This window comes from Pseudomonas sp. S3_E10 (assembly GCF_054667615.1).
Genome location: NZ_CP162743.1, coordinates 3,050,508 through 3,070,476, shown reverse-complemented (window position 1 = coordinate 3,070,476; position 19,969 = coordinate 3,050,508). Strand labels below are relative to the sequence as shown.

The window sequence follows — 19,969 nt, the reverse complement described above, 5'->3', positions numbered from 1 at the left end:
TGCAGTTGCCATTCATCAGACAAAATCCAGTGGAACCCAATGGAAGACACCGACCTGCAAGCGCTGATGGCCAGACTCGAATTGCTAATTACTCGGGTCGAGCAACTTAAGAGTCAAAACGGACTCCTATTAGCTCAGGAAAAGACCTGGCGCGAGGAACGCGCTCACCTCATTGAAAAAAACGAAATCGCTCGGCGTAAGGTCGAATCGATGATTTCGCGCCTGAAGGCCCTGGAGCAAGACTCATGAGTTCAAGCAATAGCGTCACCGTGCAGATTCTCGACAAAGAATATTCGATCATCTGCCCCCAGGAAGAGCGTAACAACCTGGTGAGCGCCGCCCGCTACCTGGATGGCAAGATGCGTGAGATCCGCAGCAGCGGCAAAGTGATCGGCGCCGACCGTATTGCCGTGATGGCCGCGCTGAACATTACCCACGACCTGCTGCATAAGCAGGAACGCCCGGATGTACAGGCCAACGGTTCGACCCGCGAGCAAGTGCGTGACCTGCTTGAACGCGTGGATCTGGTGCTGTCCAGCGATTCGGACGCACCCAAGGGCTGATTGCTGCCGGTGTTTAAGGTATACTCGCCCCACTCCCTGGCGTGTTTGCCAGTCGGCGATGTCCCTGAGCCGATTCGCACTACCCTGGAAGTTGCACGTTGGGCTGGTGTGCATGTCCGCTAGACGGAAAGCCTTAAAGCCTACTGCATCTTCCACCTTGAACTTTCGGGTTCAAGGGCTAAGTCGACAGCGGCTCTGTCGGGGAGCCTGAATTCCCAAACTCAATGCCAGTCTCCGGACTGGCATTGTTTTATGAGCCCAAACCCCATGACCGAACCTGCGCCGCTTTCACGTCCGCACCTTCGACGCATGTTGCGCAAGGCCCGCCGCGCCCTCACGCCGAGCGAGCAGCGCAAGGCCGCCCATGGCCTGTATCGGCAACTGGCACAGCACCCGCTGTTTCGCCGGGCCAAGCATATTTCCCTGTATCTGCCGACGGACGGTGAAATCGATCCGCGCCTGTTGCTGGGTGCCGCCCAGCGCCGAGGCAAGGCTACCTATCTGCCGGTACTGAGCGCCTGGCCGCGAACCAAGATGGTGTTCCAGCGCGTGCGGCCTGGGGAAAAGCTGCTGCCCAATCGCTTTCGCATTCTGGAACCACGGGGCAATGCCAAATGCCAACGCCAGGTATGGGCGCTCGACTTGGTATTGCTGCCATTGGTGGGGTTCGATGAAAGCGGTGGGCGCCTGGGCATGGGCGGCGGTTTCTATGACCGCAGCCTGGCCTACCTGGCGCGCCGTCAACGCTGGCGCAAGCCGACGCTATTGGGCCTGGCCCATGAATGTCAGAAGGTCAATCGATTGGCACAGGCCAGTTGGGATGTGCCGCTGGCGGGCACCGTCACCGATAAGCGGTGGTATGTGGCACAAACGCCGCTGGAAGCAGCGGCGTCTTGAGTAAGGGTTAACGCTTGAACGGTTGCGACTGCTGTTGAGTCAGCTCCACCGGTGCATCGGTCTTGTTCGACCACAAGCTTTGCGCATACCCGGTGGTCACGACGCCCAGACCAAACAAAATCACCAAAATCCATAGTAAATCCGGTTTACGTTGCATCGATTGCCCCCCTTCAGGCACCTCGTACACGATGACAACAACGTTCCAAAGTAGTCCGTTGCAGCTGCGTCAAGCTTAAAATCCCGGCATTCTGCGATAACGTGAACCAACACGCAAACCTTGACGCCAACCGACTGTCGGTTTGTCATCAAATTGCCAGACAACTTGCCCACTGCCTTTTTCAGGAGCCCAAAAATGGCCTACTGGCTGATGAAATCCGAGCCCGAGGAACTCTCTATCAACGGCTTGGAAACTCTCGGCGAAGCCCGCTGGGATGGGGTGCGCAATTACCAGGCGCGCAACTTTCTACGGGCCATGGCCGTGGGTGACGAGTTCTTCTTCTACCATTCCAGCTGCCCTGAGCCGGGTATTGCCGGCATCGGCAAAATCGTCAAGGCAGCCTACCCGGACCCAACCGCGCTGGAGCCGGACAGCCATTATTTCGACGCCAAGGCCACCGCGCAGAAAAACCCCTGGAGCGCGATCACCGTCGCGCATGTCCAGACGTTTCCCCGAGTGCTGGGCCTGGGTTACCTGAAACAGCAAACCGCCCTCGCCGAGTTGCCCCTGGTGCAAAAAGGCAGCCGGCTGTCGGTGATGGCCGTGACGCCCGAGCAATGGGCCGCCGTGATCAACCTGCTTTAGCTGACCGGCATCAAGCCCTGCTCGGGGCAAACCGCTCAAACTAGGACGCTAATGCCGCAGGAAGCCGCCATGTCGACGAACCATCACACCTCCCGCGTTTTCGCCATCGCCTTGATCGCCCTGTTGCTGGGCGCCGGCGGCTTTGGTTATTGGCGTTCCATCCAGGACCGCCTGCCCCCTGGCCTGAGCATGGGCAATGGCCGTCTGGAATCGACCGAAGTGCAGATCGCTGCCAAGATCCCCGGGCGTCTGGCCGACGTGCGGGTGGATGAAGGCGACAAGGTACTCAAGGGCCAACTGCTTGCGCGCATGGACACCCGCACCCTGGAGGCCCAACGCGCCCAGGCCGAAGCCGAAGTGCTGCGCGCCAAGGAAAACTTCTCCGCCGCCCAAGCCAATGTGCAACTGCGCCAAAGCGAACAACTGCTGGCCAGCCAGGAACTCAAGCGCACCCAAGAGCTGTACAAGCGCGGCTTCGCCAGCAGCCAATTGATCGACCAGCAGCAAGCGCGCCAAAACACCGGCAACGCCGCCGTGATTGCTGCCCAAGCCCAGGTCAATTCGGTCAAGGCCGCCATCGGTGCCGCCCAGGCCCAGGTCGCCCAGCTCACCAGTGAAATCGACGACAGCAGCCTGCGCGCGCCCATCGACGGCGTTATCCAGCTGCGCCTGGCCGAACCCGGCGAAGTGCTCGGCGCGGGTGGACGCGTGTTGCTGCTCATCGACCCAAATGATCAGTACATGAACCTTTACCTGCCCGCCTCCGTCACGGGCCGCCTGACCGTCGGCAGTGACGCGCGGATTCTGCTCGATGCCCTGCCCGACCAGCCGCTGCCGGCGAAAATCAGTTTTGTCGCCGCCAAATCGCAATTCACCCCCAAGGAAGTGGAAACCCGCGATGAACGCCAAAAACTGGTATTTCGCGTCAAACTGCGCCTGACCCAACCCAGCGCCGTACCCCAGGCCAAGCCCGGCATGCCGGGTGCCGGCTACGTGCGCACCGCCGACATCGATTGGCCGGCCAACCTGCAATGACCGGCCTGGCGCTGCACGCCACGGGCATCCAGCACCGTTACGGCCAACAACAGGCGCTGCTCGACATCGCGTTCAGCCTGCCCGCCGGCACACGCTGCGGGCTGATCGGCCCGGACGGGGCGGGCAAATCAACCCTGCTGGGGCTGATCGCCGGGGTCAAAAAGCTTCAGACAGGGCAACTGGAGGTGCTCGGCGGCGCCATTGACGACCGACGACACCGCAACAACCTTTACCCGCGCATTGCTTTTATGCCTCAGGGCCTGGGCGGCAATCTATATCCCGAATTGTCGATCAGCGAGAACATCCGCTTCTTCGCCACCCTGTTCGGCTTGTCTACAGCCGACTGCAACCAGCGCATGCACAACCTGCTGCTGGCCACCGACCTGGCGCGCTTTGCCGAGCGCCCGGCGGGCAAACTCTCGGGCGGCATGAAGCAAAAACTCGGCCTGTGCTGCGCGCTGATCCACGACCCGGACTTGCTGATCCTCGACGAACCCACCACCGGCGTCGACCCGCTGTCGCGTCGTCGCTTCTGGGAGTTGGTCGACACCGTACGCAGTGGGCGCCCGCAACTGACACTGCTGGTGGCCACGGCCTACATGGAGGAAGCCGAGCAGTTCGAACATTGCCTGATGCTCGACCGCGGCAAACTGATCGCCGACGGCCTCAGCCACGAACTGGCGGCAGTGACGCCCAGCGGCAAACTGGACGAAGCCTTCACCCACTTTCAGGGCGACAGCGCGCATGGCAACCAGCCATTGGTGATACCGCCGCGCGTAGGCGCCAGCAGCGATATCGCTATCCAAGCGCATGACTTGACGCTGCGTTTCGGTGATTTTACGGCGGTGAACAAGGTCAGCTTTGCCATCGGCCGGGGTGAGATTTTCGGTTTCCTCGGTTCCAACGGCTGCGGCAAGACCACCACCATGAAAGTCCTCACCGGGCTGATGCCCGCCACCGAAGGCCGTGCGACGCTGCTGGGCAACCCAGTGAACGCCAAGGACCTGGCCACCCGTAAACGCGTGGGCTTCATGTCACAGAGTTTCTCGCTGTATGGCGAACTCAGCGTGCGCCAGAACCTGATATTGCACGCGCAACTGTTCGACCTGCCCAAGGCCGACAGCGGCCCGCGCATTGATGAATTGATCCAGCGTTTTGACCTTGGCGCGGTGGCCGAGCAACCCTCCAGCGAATTGCCCCTGGGCTTGCGCCAACGCCTGTCCCTGGCGGTCGCCGTGCTGCATCGCCCGGAAGTGCTGATCCTTGATGAGCCCACATCGGGTGTCGACCCAGCGGCGCGGGATGATTTCTGGCGGCTGCTGGTCCAATTGTCGCGCGAGCAAGGGGTGACCATTTTCCTGTCCACCCATTTCATGAACGAAGCCCAGCGCTGCGACCGCATCTCGTTGATGCATGCGGGCAAGGTACTGGCCTGCGATACCCCTGATGCCTTGCAGCGGCAGTTCCATGGCGACACCTTGGAAGCCGCGTTCGTGACGTGCCTGGAACAGGCTCAAGGCGAACCCGGCCCCAAACCCACGGCGCCAGCCGACACCGTCAGCGAAACAGGCCCACCGCCCATCAGCAAACACGGCTTGCGCCTGTCTCGACTACTGGCTGTGGCCAGCCGCGAAGGCAAAGAGTTGCTGCGCGACAAAGTGCGCATGGCCTTCGCCCTGCTCGGGGCGATGTTCATGATGGTGATCTTCGGCTACGGCATTTCCCTGGACGTGGAAAACCTCGCCTTCGCCGTCTACGACCAAGACCAGACTCCGCAGAGCCGCGCCTACCTGGAGGCCTTTCGCAGCTCGCGCTACTTCGCCGAGCAAGCGCCGATCCAAGACGCCAAAGAATTACACCGGCGCCTGCAGCGCTCGGAAATCAAACTGGCCCTGGAGATCCCGCCGGGGTTTGGCCGCGACCTTTATGCCGGGCGCCAACCCACGGTCGCCGCCTGGCTCGACGGTGGCATGCCGTTTCGCGCAGAAACCAGCCGCAACTATGTAGAAGCCGTGCATCAGGGCAACCTGCAGCAACTGGCCGAACTGAGCAGCCTGCCGCGCAGCACCCAAACCGGCGCCAAGCTGCAGACCCGCTTTCGCTATAACCAGGACGTGGTCAGTGTGAACGCCATCGGCCCCGGCGTGATGGCGCTGATCCTGGCGTTTATCCCGGCGATGCTCACCGCCTTGGGCATCGTGCGCGAGAAAGAACTGGGCTCGATCACCAACTTTTACGCCACGCCGCTGACGCGCCTGGAATTCCTGCTGGGCAAACAAGCGCCGTACCTGGCCGTGAGCCTGGTCAACCTGGCGCTGCTGGTGGCGATGAACCGGTGGCTATTGGGTGTGCCATTCAAGGGCAGCGGCCTGACGCTTGCGTTTGGCGGCCTGCTCTATGTGTTGGCCACCACCAGCATGGGCCTGCTGATTTCCGCGTTCACCCGCACGCAGATCGCGGCCATCCTCGGCACCATGATCATCACCAGCCTGCCGACCATCCAGTTTTCCGGGCTGATCGTGCCGCGCTCCTCGCTGGAGGGCGCGGCCGCGCTGATGGGCACGCTGTTTCCGGCCGGGCACTTCCTGGATATCGCGGTGGGTACCTTTACCAAGGCCCTGGACCTGCGCCAACTGTGGCCGCAGTGCCTGGCGCTGTTCGGGTTTTTCGTCGGGTTCACCGGGCTGAGCCTGGTCATGCTCAAGAAGCAGGAGGTGTGATGCATAAGTTCACGCACATCCTGCGCCTGGGGATCAAGGAACTCACCAGCCTGCGCCACGACAGCGTGCTGCTGCTGTTTCTGTTCTACGCCTTCACCGTCGCCATCTACATGCCCGCCGCCGGCTCAGTGATTGGCGTGCACAACGCCAGCGTGGCGTTTGTCGATGAGGATCACAGCGCGCTCTCACGACAGATGGCCGAGGCCCTGCAACCGCCGGAATTCCACCCACCGGTGCCCCTGGCCTATGACCAATTGGACAAGGTGATGGACAGTGGCCAGTACACCTTTGTGGTCAATGTGCCGGCCAACTTCCAGGCCGACCTACTGGCAGGCCGCGAGCCGGGCGTGCAGGTGAACGTGGATGCCACGGCCATGAGCCAGGCCTTCATGGGCGCCGGCTACATCGGGCGCATCTTCCAGCGCGAGTGGCTTGACTACAGCGGCCAGGCCGACGCCGCCAGGCAGTCCCCGGCACGGCTGACCACCCGCGCGTTATTCAATACCAACCTGGAAGGCGGCTGGTTCCTGGCGGTGATCCAGATCGTCAACAACATCACCATCCTCGCCATCGTACTCACCGGCACCGCACTGTTGCGTGAGCGCGAACACGGCACTCTCGATCACCTGCTGGTGCTACCGCTGACCGCGCTGGAAATCATGCTGGCAAAAATCTGGAGCAACATGCTGGTGGTGGTGCTGTGCACCTGGGTGTCGCTGGAGGTGGTGGTCAAAGGTTTGCTTGGCGTGCCGCTGGCCGGGTCGCTGAGCCTGTTTTTGCTGGTGACCGCGCTGTATCTGTTTGCCAGCACCGCCTTGGGGATCTTCCTCGCCACCCTCGCCCGCTCGACGCCGCAATTCGGCTTGCTGGCGATCCCGGTGATCATCCCCATGCTGCTGCTCTCCGGCGGCAGTACGCCGCTGGACAGCATGCCCGAATGGTTGCAGTGGGTGATGCAGGGCTCGCCGTCGACGCATTTTGTGAGCCTGAGCGCGGCGATTCTGTTCCGGGATGCGGGCGTCAGCGTGGTGTGGCCGGATTTGCTGGCGCTGGCCGCGATTGGCTTGCTGTTTTTTGCCGTGGCACTGGCCAGGTTCCGCAAAAGCCTGGCGTCCTGATCGGGTAAACACCTGGTCGCATACCTGTCCGAACGGCTAGTCGTCACCCGGCGCAGGCTTTGGCAGAATCCGGGGCTCGCTCATGCCCAAGGACCTTCGCGTGTCCCAGTTCGCCAGCACCTACAAACCGGCCATCGATGGCCTGCGGGCCATTGCGGTTCTCAGCGTCATCGTCTTCCACTTGGACGTGTTCAGCCTGTTGCCCGGCGGTTTTACCGGCGTAGATATGTTCTTCGTGATTTCCGGGTATGTGATCAGCCAGTCGCTATGGGAGCGCCGCGACCTGAGCTTGGGCCGCTACCTGGCGGACTTCTACCGGCGCCGATTGCTACGCATCATGCCCGCATTGCTGACCGTGCTGTGTGTGAGTGTTGTGCTTAGCGCGATGTTCATGCCGCAATACTGGCTCAGCGAGCTGATCAATCGCACGGGCCTGGCGGCCTTTTTTGGCCTGAGCAATCTGGTGCTGGCCTGGAACACCGACACCTACTTCTCGCCCAGCGCCGAACTCAACCCCTACCTGCATACCTGGTCACTGGGGGTTGAGGAACAGTTCTATGTGATATTCCCCGCGCTGTTCTTTATATGGCTGCGTTATCGGCAACGGGTCGGGTTTGCCTGGGCAGTGCTGCCGCTGCTGGCGATTGCCTCGATGATCATCGGCGCGTATCAGGTAAAGGTCGCGCCGCTGTCGGCGTTTTACCTGTTGCCTGGGCGCTTCTGGGAGCTGGCCGCCGGCGCCATCCTGTTTCAAGCCATCGGCACCCGCGATGTCACGCCCCGCCTCAATCGGCTGGCCCCTGCCCTGTTGATCGGTGGCCTGGGCTTGGTGATGGTCGGTTTCCTGTTCGCCCAACCCCGGCAGTTTCCCTACCCCTGGGCCATGGTCACCGTGGCCGGCTCGCTGTTAATGATCGCGGGGATCGTATTGCGCGCCGACAGCTCGCCCGGTGCGTTGCAGCGCGTGCTGCAAACTCCATTGGCGACGTATATCGGCCGGCTGTCCTATTCGCTGTACCTGTGGCACTGGCCGGTCGCGGTGTTCCTGCGCTGGACCGTCGGGATGGAGCTGCTGATCGTGCAGTGGCTCTACCCGGTGCTGGTGGCGCTGCTTGCGGCAGCGTCCTATCACTGGATAGAAACACCGATCCGTAGCGGCCACTCGGCGGTGCAACGCAAGGCGGGGTTCACGTTTGCGGCCGGTTTGAGTGTCACCGGCCTGATGTGGCTGGGTGCGCTGTGGGTGTCGGTCAACCCATCGACGCTGTCACTCAGCCAGACCCGCGATACCTATACCTGGTACGCCTACAAACATTATCCCCAGGAAGATTTTGCCCGCCTCGACGACCCACGCCTGAAGGGACGGCAATTGTTCGTCATGGGGGATTCGCATACCGCGGCCTACCGCACCTTGCTCAAGCTCGTCTCGCTCAAACTGGGGGTAACCGTGACGGAGTACGAACAAGGCGGTTGCGGCGTCGTCAGCCTGATCGGCCCGGACCCTGCACATTGCGCGGCGTTGCGAGAAGCCCAACTCCAGGAGATCTTGGCCCGCGCCAAGCCGGGCGACGTGGTATTCCTCGCCTCGCTGCGCATGCCGGAGCTGGCCGGACGGGCGTGGCGCGAAGGTGAGGCCGCCATGGTCGATGACGCTTTGGGCGAACTGACGGCCGATAACATTGAAGCGGCGCGATTGGCCGCCGACGCGCTGTTAAGCCGTTTGCAGAACGCGCAGCTGACTGTGCTGATCGATGCGCCCAAGCCGCTGTTCAAGGCCGCGCCCAACCGCTGCTCGGATGCGTTCAACCGCATGAACCCCGTCTGCGCGCCTGGCCTGACGATGGCGCGGGACCAACTTGAACGGCTCCGCGCGCCGCAAATGGCGTTGTTGCAACAGCTGCAGGCAAGCTATCCGGCGTTGCACGCCTGGGATCCGCTACCGCTGCTGTGCCCCGGCCCGATCTGCTCGGCCTATGACGCAAACGCCAAGCCATTGTTTTTTGACTCAAACCACCTCAGCGGCCACGGCAACCGCGTACTCGAGCCATCCTTCAGCGCAGCGTTGCTGAAGATCTGGGGTGTGACGCCGCCGGCTACTGAATGATCAGGTTGTTGAACAACAGGTCTTCCACTACCGGCTTGCCGGTTTCGTCGTTCATTACTTGCTGGGTTTGCTTGAGGGCTTCCTGACGCAGTTTCTCTTTGCCTTCGACAGTGCTCATAGCGTCGTTGGTCTGCTGGGTGAACAGCGCCACCAATTGGTTACGAATCAACGCGTCGTTGGCTTTGACGGCGGCGGCGGCTTCGGTACCGGTCACGCGCAAGGCGATATCGGCCTTGAACACCTTGAGTTTCGCCGTGCCGTCCAGGCCGTAGTTACCCACGAAAGGCGGGCTCAGGCTGATATAGCTGACCTTCGGCGCCTCGCCTTCTTTGGCTTCTTCGGCCTGGGCTGCCATCGGCAGGGTCAGGGCCAGCATCAACAGGATCCACGCTTTCACAGTTCATTCCTCGAATTCGGTTGCCGGATAGCATAACGCTAGCAAGGCTGAGTACAAGCTTATGGCGACTTATCAGGCCGGGGCATGCTCGTTGACCCGGGGGCGCACCCTTCTACACTTATCGGCCACGACACCAAAAGGAATAGCCCGATGAAAGCTGTGCTGTGCAAAGCCTTCGGCCCCGCCGAAACCCTGGTGCTGGAAGAGACAGCCAGCCCGGCGATCAAGAAGAATGAAATTCTGCTGGATGTGCACGCAGCAGGGGTGAATTTCCCGGACACGCTGATCATCGAAGGCAAATACCAGTTCAAGCCACCCTTTCCGTTTTCACCGGGCGGCGAAGCATCGGGCGTGGTCAGCGAGGTGGGGGAAAAGGTCAGCCATCTGAAAGTGGGTGACCGGGTCATGGCGCTCACCGGCTGGGGCAGCTTTGCCGAACAGGTCGCGGTGCCGGGCTACAACGTGCTGCCGATCCCGCCGAGCATGGACTTCAATACCGCTGCCGCCTTCAGCATGACCTACGGCACCTCGATGCACGCGCTCAAGCAGCGGGCCAACCTGCAACCCGGCGAGACGCTGCTGGTACTCGGCGCCTCCGGCGGCGTGGGCCTGGCCGCCGTGGAAATCGGCAAAGCCATGGGCGCTCGCGTGATCGCCGCCGCCAGCAGCGCCGACAAACTCGCCGTGGCCAAGGCCGCCGGTGCCGATGAACTGATCAATTACAGCGAAACCAGCCTGAAGGACGAGATCAAGCGCCTCACCGACGGCAACGGTGCCGATGTGATCTACGACCCGGTCGGCGGCGACCTGTTCGACCAGGCCATCCGCGCCATTGCCTGGAATGGCCGTTTGCTGGTGGTGGGTTTTGCCAGCGGACGCATTCCCGAGCTGCCGGTGAACCTGGCGCTGCTCAAGGGTGCGGCGGTGGTGGGGGTGTTCTGGGGCTCGTTCGCCCAGCGCCAGCCGCAGGATAATGCGGCGAACTTCCAGCAACTGTTCACTTGGTATGGCGAGGGCAAGCTCAAGCCACTGGTGTCGCAGGTGTATCCGCTGGAACAGGCCGCGCAGGCTATCAATGATCTGGGGCAGCGTAAGGCGGTGGGCAAGGTGGTCGTCCAGACCCGCTGAGCGCCCCTCCCACATTTGGATCTCCAGGGCTCTGCAGAACTCGATACCGACCACGTCTTACCTATTCGCGACATGTTCGTAAGAGAACATGCAATTGCTCTCATTTCCTGTGTTTGCCGCCAAGAGGCGATGCTATTTTCGGTAACGAAACTGTAACATTCGCATCCGCAGTCAAAACAAGAAATTTGGAGCTCTTGAATGTTTGCTTTCTTTCGCCCTGCCGCACACCAGGCGCCCCTGCCTGAAGAAAAAATAGACAGCACCTACCGACGCCTGCGCTGGCAGATCTTCGCCGGTATTTTCTTCGGATATGCCGGCTACTACCTGCTGCGCAAGAACTTCTCCCTGGCCATGCCTTACCTGATCGACGAGGGTTACACCCGGGGTCAGTTGGGCCTGGCGATGTCGGCCATCGCGATTGCCTACGGCCTGTCCAAGTTCCTCATGGGCCTGGTGTCGGACCGTTCCAACCCGCGCTACTTCCTGCCCTTCGGCCTGCTGGTGTCGGCGGGTGTGATGTTCATTTTCGGTTTCGCGCCCTGGGCCACCTCCAGCGTGACCATGATGTTCATCTTGCTGTTCATCAACGGTTGGGCCCAGGGCATGGGCTGGCCGCCAAGCGGGCGGACCATGGTGCACTGGTGGTCGCAGAAAGAACGCGGCGGCGTGGTGTCGGTATGGAACGTGGCGCATAACGTCGGCGGCGGCTTGATCGGCCCACTGTTCCTGCTGGGCATGGCCTGGTTCAACGACTGGCATGCAGCATTCTATGTCCCGGCCACCGTGGCCCTGCTGGTGGCGGCGTTTGCCTTCATCACCATGCGCGACACCCCACAATCGGTGGGCCTGCCGCCTATCGAACAGTACAAGAACGATTACCCGGAAGGCTACGATGCCAGCCATGAAGAAGAATTCAGCGCCAAGGAAATCTTCGTCAAATACGTGCTGCGCAACAAAATGCTGTGGTACATCGCCTTCGCCAACGTCTTCGTCTACCTGCTGCGCTACGGCGTGCTGGACTGGGCCCCTACCTACCTCAAGGAAGCCAAGCATTTCACGGTCGACAAGTCGTCGTGGGCCTACTTTTTCTATGAGTGGGCGGGCATACCGGGCACGCTGCTATGCGGCTGGATGTCGGACAAAATCTTCCGTGGCAACCGCGGCCTGACCGGCATTGTGTTCATGGCGCTGGTGACCGTGGCGACCCTGGTGTACTGGCTCAACCCGCCGGGCAACCCAATGGTCGACATGATCGCATTGGTATCCATCGGTTTCCTGATCTACGGCCCGGTCATGCTGATCGGCCTGCAGGCGTTGGAGCTGGCACCGAAGAAGGCCGCCGGCACGGCTGCGGGCTTCACCGGGCTGTTCGGTTACCTGGGCGGCTCGGTGGCCGCGAGCGCGGCCATGGGCTACACCGTGGACCATTTCGGCTGGGACGGCGGTTTCGTCCTGTTGATCGGCGCGTGCCTGCTGGCGATCGCCTTCCTGGTCCCGACGCTGTGGCACACCAATAGCGTCAGCTCGGCGCGTTAATCGCCTGGGCAACCCTTGGCACAACGCTTGAGCCGCGCCTCCAGATTCTTATCTGGCATGGCGTGGCTGCGCAGGGCGTTCACGGTCTGCTCGACATAATCGCGAGTGGTGCCGTAACGCCCGCAAGCGCTTTGCAGCACATGGTTGAGCACGATATCCGGCAAGTTACCGGCGTAGCTGGGCAAGTGCCGCTCCAATACAAACCCTAAAGCCTGCACCTGGCTGCCATCTTCGAGGCGGCAGCTGAGCCAGTGCGGCCGGTAGGAAGGGTAAGGCATCTCGCGCTGCCATAAGGCGTAAAGCGAGGCCTCCAACTGGTCTTCCGGCAAGCGGTAGGCAAACCCGCTGCACGAGCCGCCGCGGTCCAGACCGAACACCAACCCCGGCAATTCCGGCGTCCCCCGATGCTCGTGAGACCACAGGTACAAGCCGCGATGATAGCCATGGACCCGCGCACGCACACGCTCGCTCGATGAACATTCAGGGCGCCAGATCAGCGAACCGTACGCAAATAGCCAGACCGGCCCACCTTTATGCCGGCCCATGGTGGCCTGCATCGAGCTCATCAACTGTTCGTGAGTGAGTTGCGGCCCCAGATCGAGCCGCGGAGGGTAAGCCAATTGCAGAAGATCGGTTTCTATGGCGGTCATGGCGAAAAGCGGTGCGCCTCCTGAGTGTTACCAGTTGTAAGCAACTTTACCGTAATCGAACCGAAGCGCTGTAACCGTATGGCGTAAAAAAACCGCCTTCCGTCTACTTATAGCCTAATGAGATTTTTCCTACAGAAGTAATACCTTAAATGCATAAGCATAGGCGGCAATATTTTCAGCGCAGGTTCAGGCCCCTCCGGCCATTACCCGCCAAACTGCACGGGTTTAGCGACCCACACTAGCCGCCCATTCAAACGACTACCGAGGTCGATGCATGAAACATCTTTTTTCCGGTTTGCTGCTATTGCTGCAGGCCACTGCCGCCCTGGCTACCGACGCGACCACTCAAGACGACAAAGGCTTCTGGTACGCACAAACCAGCCTTTACACCCGGCACTTTTCGCCGGATCCCAAGCACAACAATCATCAGGATTTGATCAACCTGGAGCGTAACGAAGCATCGGGGTTGGTGTATGGCGGGGCGACGTTTCGCAACTCGTTCAGCCAGCGCTCGTATTACGTCTACGCCGGCAAACGCTATGACATCGCCGATTCACCGCTCTACGTGAAGGTGACCGCAGGCGCACTGCAGGGCTATCGCGGCAAGTACCGCGACAAAATCCCGCTCAACCGTTTTGGCGTAGCGCCGGCGATCATCCCTGCCGTGGGGGTGAACTTCGGCCCCGTCTCCAGTGAGTTGGTGCTGCTGGGTTTGAATGCGGCGATGCTGACCGCCGGCGTGCGTTTCTAAGGGCGCGGCGCGTAGGCGAATACGTCGGCGCGCATCTGGTGCGCATCCATGCCGGCGTCGACCAGCGCATCCAGGGTGCCATAGATCATCGCCGGTGAACCGCTGGCATACACATGCACGCCCTTGAGGTCGGTAATGTCTTCACACACCGCTTCATGCAATAAGCCGCAGCGCCCTTCCCAGCCGCACAAGTCGCTGACTACTTTGTGCAGGAACAGGTTGGGCAGTTGCTGCCATTGTTCCCAATGTTCGATCCGATAGAAATCTTCCGGGCGACGCACGCCCCAGTACAGATGCACCGGGTGCTTGAAGCCCGAAGCCCGGCAATGTTCGATCAGGCTGTGCATCTGCGCCATGCCAGTGCCGGCGGCGATCAACACCAGCGGCCCGTCCGGCAGCTCGGCCAGGTGGGTATCGCCAAATGGCAGCTCGATGCGGGCCATCCGGTTACGTTGCAGTTGCTCCAGCAGGTTGCGGGCACTGTCTTCGCGGGCCAGTACATGCAGTTCCAGCTCGCGGCCTGCATGGGGCGCCGAGGCCAGGGAAAAGGCGGACTTCTCGCCGTTTTCCCGTTCGATCATCAGGTATTGCCCCGCGTGGTAACGCACGAGCTTGCCGGCAGGCGCAAGCAGGCGCACGCGCCATACATCGCCCCCTACCTCAACGCACTCACTCAACTGGCATGACAACTTGCGCAACGGCAATTCTCCCGGCGCCAACACGCCGTCCCACAACACAATGCAGTCTTCCAGCGGTTCGGCGATGCACGTGTAGAACTCGCCATGGTCACGCACTTCATCGGCTTGCCGCACCCTGCCCTCCACCAGCAACGCAGCGCACACATGGCATACGCCATTGCGACACGCCTGGGGGCATTCGTAGCCCAGGCGACGCGCGCCTTCGAGGATTCGCTCGCCTGGGATCAGCTCCAGCACAGCGCCGGAAGGTTGCAGGGTCACACGCATCAATCTATTCCCAATTCTTTCCAGATCGCATCGACGCGCGCGGTCACGGCTTCATCCTTGACGATCACCCGGCCCCACTCGCGAGTGGTTTCACCCGGCCATTTGTGGGTGGCGTCCAGGCCCATCTTCGAACCCAGGCCAGACACCGGCGACGCGAAGTCGAGGTAGTCGATCGGGGTGTTGTCGATCATCACCGTATCGCGCTTGGGGTCCATGCGCGTGGTGATGGCCCAGATCACATCATTCCAGTCGCGGGCATTGATGTCGTCGTCGGTGACAATAACGAACTTGGTGTACATGAACTGTCGCAAAAACGACCACACACCGAGCATTACCCGCTTCGCATGCCCTGGGTACGACTTCTTCATGGTCACGATGGCCATGCGGTAAGAGCAGCCTTCGGGCGGCAGGTAGAAGTCGGTGATTTCCGGGAATTGCTTTTGCAGGATCGGCACGAACACTTCATTGAGCGCCACGCCGAGAATGGCCGGTTCATCCGGCGGACGACCGGTGTAGGTGCTGTGGTAGATCGGTTTGATGCGGTGGGTGATGCGCTCCACGGTGAACACCGGGAAGCTGTCGACTTCGTTGTAATAGCCGGTGTGGTCGCCGTAAGGGCCTTCATCGGCCATCTCGCCCGGATGAATCACGCCTTCAAGGATGATTTCCGCAGTGGCCGGCACTTGCAGATCGTTGCCACGGCATTTCACCAACTCGGTACGGTTACCGCGCAACAGGCCCGCGAAGGCGTACTCGGACAGGCTGTCCGGCACCGGGGTCACGGCGCCGAGGATGGTGGCCGGGTCGGCGCCCAGGGCCACGGAGACCGGAAATGGCTTGCCCGGGTGCTTCTCGCACCATTCACGGTAATCCAGGGCACCGCCACGGTGGCTCAGCCAGCGCATGATCACCTTGTTACGGCCGATCACTTGCTGGCGATAGATACCGAGGTTCTGGCGATCTTTGTTCGGGCCTTTGGTGACAGTCAGGCCCCAGGTGATCAGTGGCCCGACATCGCCGGGCCAGCAGGTCTGCACCGGCAGCATGGCGAGGTCGACGTCATCGCCCTCGATGACCACTTCCTGGCACACCGCGTCCTTGACCACTTTGGGCGCCATGGCAATGATCTTGCGGAAGATCGGCAGCTTCGACCAAGCGTCCTTCAAGCCCTTGGGTGGCTCGGGCTCCTTGAGGAAGGCCAACAGCTTGCCGATCTCGCGCAGCTCGCTGACCGACTCGGCGCCCATGCCAAAAGCCACGCGATCGGGGGTGCCGAACAGGTTGCCGAGCACCGGAATGTCGTAGCCGGTCGGGTTCTCGAACAGCAGCGCCGGGCCCTTGTTACGCAGGGTGCGGTCGCAAATCTCAGTCATTTCCAGCACCGGGGAAATCGGCATCTGGATACGTTTCAACTCTCCGCGCTGCTCAAGTTGCTGCACGAAATCCCGAAGATCCTTGAATTTCATTAACCATGCCACCCGTAAAATAGGCGTACATCCTACCTGCTCTGAGGGCAGCTGGCAGCTTATCGACGTGCATTTGAGCGCGGAATGCGTTTAAAAAACGCGCAAAAAAAATGGCGCCCCCAGGGGGCGCCATTTTTTCGGACCAACAGCGGCGTATTACTTGCGCTTCATCGACAAGAAGAACTCGTCGTTGGTCTTGGTGGTTTTCAGCTTGTCGATCAGGAACTCGATGGCAGCTACTTCGTCCATCGGGTGCAGCAGCTTGCGCAGGATCCACATGCGCTGCAGTTCGTCGTCGGCGGTCAGCAACTCTTCGCGGCGGGTGCCGGAGCGGTTGATGTTGATCGCAGGGAACACGCGTTTTTCGGCGATGCGACGGTCCAGAGGCAATTCCATGTTGCCGGTGCCCTTGAACTCTTCGTAGATCACTTCGTCCATCTTCGAGCCGGTTTCAACCAGCGCGGTGGCGATAATGGTCAGCGAGCCGCCTTCTTCGATGTTCCGCGCGGCGCCGAAGAAACGTTTCGGTTTCTCCAGGGCGTGGGCATCGACACCACCGGTCAATACCTTGCCGGAGCTCGGGATCACGGTGTTGTAGGCACGGGCCAGACGGGTGATGGAGTCGAGCAGGATCACCACATCCTTCTTGTGTTCGACCAGGCGCTTGGCCTTCTCGATCACCATTTCGGCAACCTGCACGTGGCGGGTTGGCGGCTCATCGAACGTCGAGGCAACCACTTCGCCGCGCACGGTACGCTGCATTTCGGTCACTTCTTCCGGACGCTCATCGATCAGCAGCACGATCAGGTGAACTTCAGGGTTGTTACGCGCGATGTTCGCTGCAATGTTCTGCAGCATGATGGTCTTACCGGCTTTCGGCGGTGCGACGATCAAACCACGCTGGCCTTTACCGATGGGCGCACACAGGTCGATCACACGGCCGGTCAAGTCTTCGGTGGAACCGTTACCGGCTTCCATCTTCATGCGCACAGTCGGGAACAGCGGGGTCAGGTTCTCGAAGAGAATCTTGTTTTTCGCGTTCTCCGGACGATCAAAGTTGATCGTGTCGACTTTGAGCAGGGCGAAATAGCGCTCGCCTTCCTTCGGAGGTCGGATCTTGCCAACGATGGTGTCACCGGTGCGCAAGTTGAAACGACGGATCTGGCTCGGCGAGACGTAGATATCGTCTGGGCCGGCGAGATAGGAAGCGTCTGCGGAGCGGAGGAAGCCGAAGCCGTCCTGGAGAATCTCCAGCACGCCATCACCGGAGATTTCCTCGCCGCTTTTCGCGTGCTTCTTGAGCAGGGAGAAAATCACGTCCTGCTTGCGCGAACGGGCCATATTTTCTATGCCCATTTCTTCGGCCAGTTGGAGCAGGTCGGTAATCGGCTTTTGCTTGAGTTCAGTCAGATTCATATAGGAATGACGTAATCATTTATGGAGGGGGGAAATTAAGCTTTTGGCTTAATGAGGCCGCGCCGCGGAGAAGGCGACAGGATCGCGTACTAATCGAAAAGGAGTGCGTCGGCGACGGCTTGCAGGGGGCAGTGGAGAAACCAGTGCGGGGCCGAATGTACCACCTGAGTTTCGGAGCGTCTAGCCCTGTTTTACGAAAAAGCCCCGCGATTTGCGGGGCTTTTTTGACGACGCTTAGATGTTGGCGTCGAGGAAAGCTTGCAGCTGGGACTTCGACAGCGCGCCCACTTTAGTGGCTTCGACGTTGCCGTTCTTGAACAGCATCAGCGTAGGAATACCGCGCACGCCGTGCTTGGCCGGGGTTTCCTGGTTGTCGTCGATGTTCAGCTTGGCGATGGTCAGCTTGCCTTCGAAAGTGGTCGCAATGTCGTCCAGAACCGGAGCGATCATTTTGCAAGGGCCGCACCATTCAGCCCAGTAGTCAACCAGCACCGGGCCAGCAGCCTTGAGTACTTCGGCCTCAAAGGTCGCGTCGGTGACGTGCTTGATAAGATCGTTGCTCATGGATGTCTCCGGATTGTAAGCAAAAAAAACGTTGCCCATCATAGCCGCCCTTCCCCCGTTCAGGAAGCCGCCTCTGATGGAGTCTTGCTATAGAGGCGCATGAGTTTGGGTATGAGCCGATCAGGGCGTCACTGGCGTCACAAAGGCAATACCTGTACGCAATGCCGCATTACGTACATGTTCCTGCATGGTTTTCTGCGCCGCCGCGCTGGCGCGCCGGGCCAGGGCGCGCAGGATCTTGCGGTGTTCCTGCCAAGTCTCCATGGCCCGCTCCGGCCGGATGAACGGTAGTTTCTGGCTCTCCAAAAACACCTCCGCGCTGGCACTCAGAATGCTCACCATCGCCTGGTTGCCGCTGGCCATCAGGATGCGCTGGTGGAATTCGAAGTCCAGCCGCGCGGCCGCTTCGAAGTCACCGGCCTTGAGCACCTTGCGCATTGCCTCGACGTTATCCTCCAGGCTGTCGAGTTCATCAATCGTCAAGGTCACTGCCGCCAGCCCCGCCGCAAACCCTTCAAGGGCGTAGCGCAACTGGAAAATATCCAATGGCGTAGCCTGGGCCGCGAAAGGCCAGGCAAACCCCGGCGATTCGTCCGCCGCCTGCACGAACACGCCTTTGCCCGGCTGCACGCTCACCACGCCCAAGGCACTCAAGGATGACAACGCCTCACGCAACGACGCCCGGCTCACGCCCAACTGCAGTGCCAGTTCGCGCTGGGACGGCAGCGCATCGCCCGGCCCAAAGCCCTGCTCCTTGATCAGTTTGCGGATGGCCTGCAGGGCCGCCTCCGGTACGGCTTGGGCGATGGAATTCATAAAAAACTCAAGGTTCCAGACAACTGAGCGGCTAGTTGTAAAGCTATTCGCGGCCGGCGGCAAGCCACGCCCCAAAGGGGCTCGCAAGGTTTTGCCAACGCTCGAAAAGGGTGCGAAACGGCCAGGAACTGTTCAGACCAGTAAGACCACCCGACCTCAACAAATCCCGGCCTTGCAGACGATTGCGAGGGTGCTGGCATGGGCTGTGCACTGAGCATTTGTAGAAATCCCTTCGCCCTTCTCGGAGAGTTGTCATGACCAAGCGCTACAGCGCCCTGCTCACTGCCCTGTTTGCCAGCCTGATGCTCAGCCAGGCTCCCGCCCAGGCCAACGGTCTGGACGACATCGTCGCCCGTGGCACCCTCAAGGTTGCCGTGCCCCAGGACTTCCCGCCGTTCGGCTCGGTCGGCCCCGACATGAAACCCCGTGGCCTGGACATCGCCACCGCCAAGCTGCTGGCCGACCAGCTCAAGGTCAAGCTGGAGCTGACCCCGGTCAACAGCACCAACCGCATCCCGTTTCTCACCACCGGCAAGGTCGACCTGGTGATTTCCAGCCTGGGCAAGAACCCGGAGCGGGAAAAGGTCATTGATTTCTCCAAGGCCTACGCGCCGTTCTACCTGGCCGTGTTTGGCCCGCCTGACGCTGCCATCAGCAGCACTGACGACCTCAAGGGCAAGACCATCAGCGTGACCCGTGGCGCCATCGAAGACATCGAGCTGACCGCCGTGGCGCCCAAGGAAGCCACCATCAAGCGCTTCGAAGACAACAACTCAACCATCGCCGCCTACCTGGCCGGCCAGGTTGACCTGATCGCCAGCGGCAACGTGGTGATGGTCGCGATCAGCGAGCGCAACCCCAAACGCGTACCGGCGCTGAAGGTGAAGCTCAAGGATTCACCGGTATACGTGGGCGTGAACAAAAACGAGCCGGCGTTGCTGGAGAAGGTCAACCAGATCCTGGTCGCGGCCAAGGCCGATGGCAGCCTGGAAAAGAACGCGATGCAATGGCTGAAAGAGCCGCTGCCCGCCGACCTTTGAT

20 protein-coding genes and 1 other RNA gene are annotated in these 19,969 nt (G+C 60.9%); 13 read left to right on the top strand and 8 right to left on the bottom strand.

The window, feature by feature from the left end:
* Positions 1-39: 39 nt before the first annotated feature.
* The 4 genes from AB4N98_RS13915 to AB4N98_RS13900 all read left to right on the top strand — a co-directional run bounded on the left by AB4N98_RS13915 (position 40) and on the right by AB4N98_RS13900 (position 1,460).
* Positions 40-249, top strand: a complete 210-nt coding sequence (locus AB4N98_RS13915) for a TIGR02449 family protein (protein ID WP_007982902.1) — start codon at positions 40-42, stop codon at positions 247-249.
* A complete protein-coding gene (locus AB4N98_RS13910) occupies positions 246-563 on the top strand; it encodes a cell division protein ZapA (protein ID WP_017530875.1) in 318 nt (105 codons plus the stop codon). The genes AB4N98_RS13915 and AB4N98_RS13910 overlap by 4 nt, the downstream gene beginning before the upstream one ends.
* A gap of 30 nt (positions 564-593) precedes the next feature.
* Positions 594-772, top strand: a non-coding RNA gene (gene ssrS / locus AB4N98_RS13905) — 6S RNA.
* Between the two features lie 58 nt (positions 773-830).
* Complete coding sequence (locus AB4N98_RS13900; protein ID WP_068935511.1) at positions 831-1,460, top strand: 5-formyltetrahydrofolate cyclo-ligase; 630 nt, start codon at positions 831-833, stop codon at positions 1,458-1,460.
* Positions 1,461-1,467: 7 nt separating this feature from the next.
* On the opposite strand, the gene AB4N98_RS13895 is transcribed toward AB4N98_RS13900, so the two are convergent.
* A complete protein-coding gene (locus AB4N98_RS13895) occupies positions 1,468-1,617 on the bottom strand; it encodes a hypothetical protein (protein WP_017253679.1) in 150 nt (49 codons plus the stop codon).
* A gap of 195 nt (positions 1,618-1,812) precedes the next feature.
* Here AB4N98_RS13895 and AB4N98_RS13890 point away from each other — a divergent pair, with 195 nt between their 5' ends.
* The 5 genes from AB4N98_RS13890 to AB4N98_RS13870 all read left to right on the top strand — a co-directional run bounded on the left by AB4N98_RS13890 (position 1,813) and on the right by AB4N98_RS13870 (position 9,239).
* Entirely contained in the window at positions 1,813-2,262 is a 450-nt protein-coding gene (locus tag AB4N98_RS13890; RefSeq protein ID WP_017530873.1) for an EVE domain-containing protein, read from the top strand.
* 69 nt (positions 2,263-2,331) lie between these two features.
* Entirely contained in the window at positions 2,332-3,297 is a 966-nt protein-coding gene (locus AB4N98_RS13885; RefSeq protein ID WP_026067501.1) for an HlyD family secretion protein, read from the top strand.
* The gene (gene rbbA / locus AB4N98_RS13880; protein ID WP_017530871.1) at positions 3,294-6,017 is read left to right on the top strand and encodes a ribosome-associated ATPase/putative transporter RbbA; all 2,724 of its coding nucleotides are present in this window, start codon (positions 3,294-3,296) and stop codon (positions 6,015-6,017) included. The genes AB4N98_RS13885 and rbbA overlap by 4 nt, the downstream gene beginning before the upstream one ends.
* Positions 6,017-7,135 carry an ABC transporter permease gene (locus AB4N98_RS13875; RefSeq protein ID WP_017530870.1) on the top strand — a complete coding sequence of 373 codons (1,119 nt, stop codon included), beginning with the start codon at positions 6,017-6,019 and terminating at the stop codon, positions 7,133-7,135. The genes rbbA and AB4N98_RS13875 overlap by 1 nt, the downstream gene beginning before the upstream one ends.
* An 82-nt stretch (positions 7,136-7,217) precedes the next feature.
* On the top strand, positions 7,218-9,239 hold the full coding sequence (locus AB4N98_RS13870) for an acyltransferase family protein (RefSeq protein ID WP_217855541.1): 2,022 nt from the start codon (positions 7,218-7,220) through the stop codon (positions 9,237-9,239).
* On the opposite strand, the gene AB4N98_RS13865 is transcribed toward AB4N98_RS13870, so the two are convergent.
* Positions 9,229-9,636, bottom strand: coding sequence for a flagellar basal body-associated protein FliL (locus tag AB4N98_RS13865; RefSeq protein WP_017530868.1), 408 nt, complete (start codon positions 9,634-9,636; stop codon positions 9,229-9,231). The two genes, AB4N98_RS13870 and AB4N98_RS13865, sit on opposite strands and share 11 nt — an antisense overlap.
* 150 nt (positions 9,637-9,786) lie before the next feature.
* Here AB4N98_RS13865 and AB4N98_RS13860 point away from each other — a divergent pair, with 150 nt between their 5' ends.
* Positions 9,787-10,764: an NADPH:quinone oxidoreductase family protein gene (locus AB4N98_RS13860; protein ID WP_017530867.1), complete on the top strand. Its 978-nt coding sequence runs from the start codon at positions 9,787-9,789 to the stop codon at positions 10,762-10,764.
* Positions 10,765-10,962: 198 nt separating this feature from the next.
* Positions 10,963-12,300, top strand: coding sequence for a glycerol-3-phosphate transporter (gene glpT / locus AB4N98_RS13855; RefSeq protein ID WP_017530866.1), 1,338 nt, complete (start codon positions 10,963-10,965; stop codon positions 12,298-12,300).
* Here the strand turns inward: glpT and AB4N98_RS13850 are convergent.
* Positions 12,297-12,950, bottom strand: a complete 654-nt coding sequence (locus AB4N98_RS13850; RefSeq protein WP_017530865.1) for a gamma-glutamylcyclotransferase — start codon at positions 12,948-12,950, stop codon at positions 12,297-12,299. The genes glpT and AB4N98_RS13850 overlap by 4 nt on opposite strands.
* A 274-nt stretch (positions 12,951-13,224) precedes the next feature.
* On the opposite strand from AB4N98_RS13850, the gene AB4N98_RS13845 reads away from it, so the two are divergent.
* Positions 13,225-13,701: a hypothetical protein gene (locus AB4N98_RS13845; protein WP_017530864.1), complete on the top strand. Its 477-nt coding sequence runs from the start codon at positions 13,225-13,227 to the stop codon at positions 13,699-13,701.
* Here the strand turns inward: AB4N98_RS13845 and AB4N98_RS13840 are convergent.
* From AB4N98_RS13840 to AB4N98_RS13820, 5 genes are all read right to left on the bottom strand, one after another.
* Positions 13,698-14,666: a CDP-6-deoxy-delta-3,4-glucoseen reductase gene (locus AB4N98_RS13840; RefSeq protein WP_116078119.1), complete on the bottom strand. Its 969-nt coding sequence runs from the start codon at positions 14,664-14,666 to the stop codon at positions 13,698-13,700. The genes AB4N98_RS13845 and AB4N98_RS13840 overlap by 4 nt on opposite strands.
* Complete coding sequence (ubiD, locus tag AB4N98_RS13835) at positions 14,666-16,132, bottom strand: 4-hydroxy-3-polyprenylbenzoate decarboxylase (RefSeq protein ID WP_017530862.1); 1,467 nt, start codon at positions 16,130-16,132, stop codon at positions 14,666-14,668. The genes AB4N98_RS13840 and ubiD overlap by 1 nt, the downstream gene beginning before the upstream one ends.
* Positions 16,133-16,288: 156 nt before the next feature.
* Positions 16,289-17,548: a transcription termination factor Rho gene (gene rho, locus AB4N98_RS13830; protein WP_003176825.1), complete on the bottom strand. Its 1,260-nt coding sequence runs from the start codon at positions 17,546-17,548 to the stop codon at positions 16,289-16,291.
* Positions 17,549-17,782: 234 nt separating this feature from the next.
* Positions 17,783-18,112, bottom strand: a complete 330-nt coding sequence (gene trxA, locus AB4N98_RS13825; protein ID WP_017530861.1) for a thioredoxin TrxA — start codon at positions 18,110-18,112, stop codon at positions 17,783-17,785.
* A gap of 120 nt (positions 18,113-18,232) precedes the next feature.
* On the bottom strand, positions 18,233-18,928 hold the full coding sequence (locus AB4N98_RS13820) for a FadR/GntR family transcriptional regulator (protein ID WP_017530860.1): 696 nt from the start codon (positions 18,926-18,928) through the stop codon (positions 18,233-18,235).
* Positions 18,929-19,182: 254 nt separating this feature from the next.
* Here AB4N98_RS13820 and AB4N98_RS13815 point away from each other — a divergent pair, with 254 nt between their 5' ends.
* The gene (locus AB4N98_RS13815; RefSeq protein ID WP_135196214.1) at positions 19,183-19,968 is read left to right on the top strand and encodes a transporter substrate-binding domain-containing protein; all 786 of its coding nucleotides are present in this window, start codon (positions 19,183-19,185) and stop codon (positions 19,966-19,968) included.
* Position 19,969 lies beyond the last annotated feature (1 nt).

Coding starts and splice junctions, on each gene's coding strand:
- AB4N98_RS13900 (WP_068935511.1), top strand. CDS start 831: ATGACCGAACCTGCGCCGCTTTCACGTCCGCACCTTCGACGCATGTTG.
- trxA (WP_017530861.1), bottom strand. CDS start 18,112: ATGAGCAACGATCTTATCAAGCACGTCACCGACGCGACCTTTGAGGCC.
- AB4N98_RS13845 (WP_017530864.1), top strand. CDS start 13,225: ATGAAACATCTTTTTTCCGGTTTGCTGCTATTGCTGCAGGCCACTGCC.
- AB4N98_RS13890 (WP_017530873.1), top strand. CDS start 1,813: ATGGCCTACTGGCTGATGAAATCCGAGCCCGAGGAACTCTCTATCAAC.
- AB4N98_RS13815 (WP_135196214.1), top strand. CDS start 19,183: ATGACCAAGCGCTACAGCGCCCTGCTCACTGCCCTGTTTGCCAGCCTG.
- AB4N98_RS13840 (WP_116078119.1), bottom strand. CDS start 14,666: ATGCGTGTGACCCTGCAACCTTCCGGCGCTGTGCTGGAGCTGATCCCA.
- AB4N98_RS13870 (WP_217855541.1), top strand. CDS start 7,218: ATGCCCAAGGACCTTCGCGTGTCCCAGTTCGCCAGCACCTACAAACCG.
- ubiD (WP_017530862.1), bottom strand. CDS start 16,132: ATGAAATTCAAGGATCTTCGGGATTTCGTGCAGCAACTTGAGCAGCGC.
- rbbA (WP_017530871.1), top strand. CDS start 3,294: ATGACCGGCCTGGCGCTGCACGCCACGGGCATCCAGCACCGTTACGGC.
- AB4N98_RS13850 (WP_017530865.1), bottom strand. CDS start 12,950: ATGACCGCCATAGAAACCGATCTTCTGCAATTGGCTTACCCTCCGCGG.
- glpT (WP_017530866.1), top strand. CDS start 10,963: ATGTTTGCTTTCTTTCGCCCTGCCGCACACCAGGCGCCCCTGCCTGAA.
- AB4N98_RS13915 (WP_007982902.1), top strand. CDS start 40: ATGGAAGACACCGACCTGCAAGCGCTGATGGCCAGACTCGAATTGCTA.
- AB4N98_RS13895 (WP_017253679.1), bottom strand. CDS start 1,617: ATGCAACGTAAACCGGATTTACTATGGATTTTGGTGATTTTGTTTGGT.
- AB4N98_RS13910 (WP_017530875.1), top strand. CDS start 246: ATGAGTTCAAGCAATAGCGTCACCGTGCAGATTCTCGACAAAGAATAT.
- rho (WP_003176825.1), bottom strand. CDS start 17,548: ATGAATCTGACTGAACTCAAGCAAAAGCCGATTACCGACCTGCTCCAA.
- AB4N98_RS13885 (WP_026067501.1), top strand. CDS start 2,332: ATGTCGACGAACCATCACACCTCCCGCGTTTTCGCCATCGCCTTGATC.
- AB4N98_RS13820 (WP_017530860.1), bottom strand. CDS start 18,928: ATGAATTCCATCGCCCAAGCCGTACCGGAGGCGGCCCTGCAGGCCATC.
- AB4N98_RS13860 (WP_017530867.1), top strand. CDS start 9,787: ATGAAAGCTGTGCTGTGCAAAGCCTTCGGCCCCGCCGAAACCCTGGTG.
- AB4N98_RS13875 (WP_017530870.1), top strand. CDS start 6,017: ATGCATAAGTTCACGCACATCCTGCGCCTGGGGATCAAGGAACTCACC.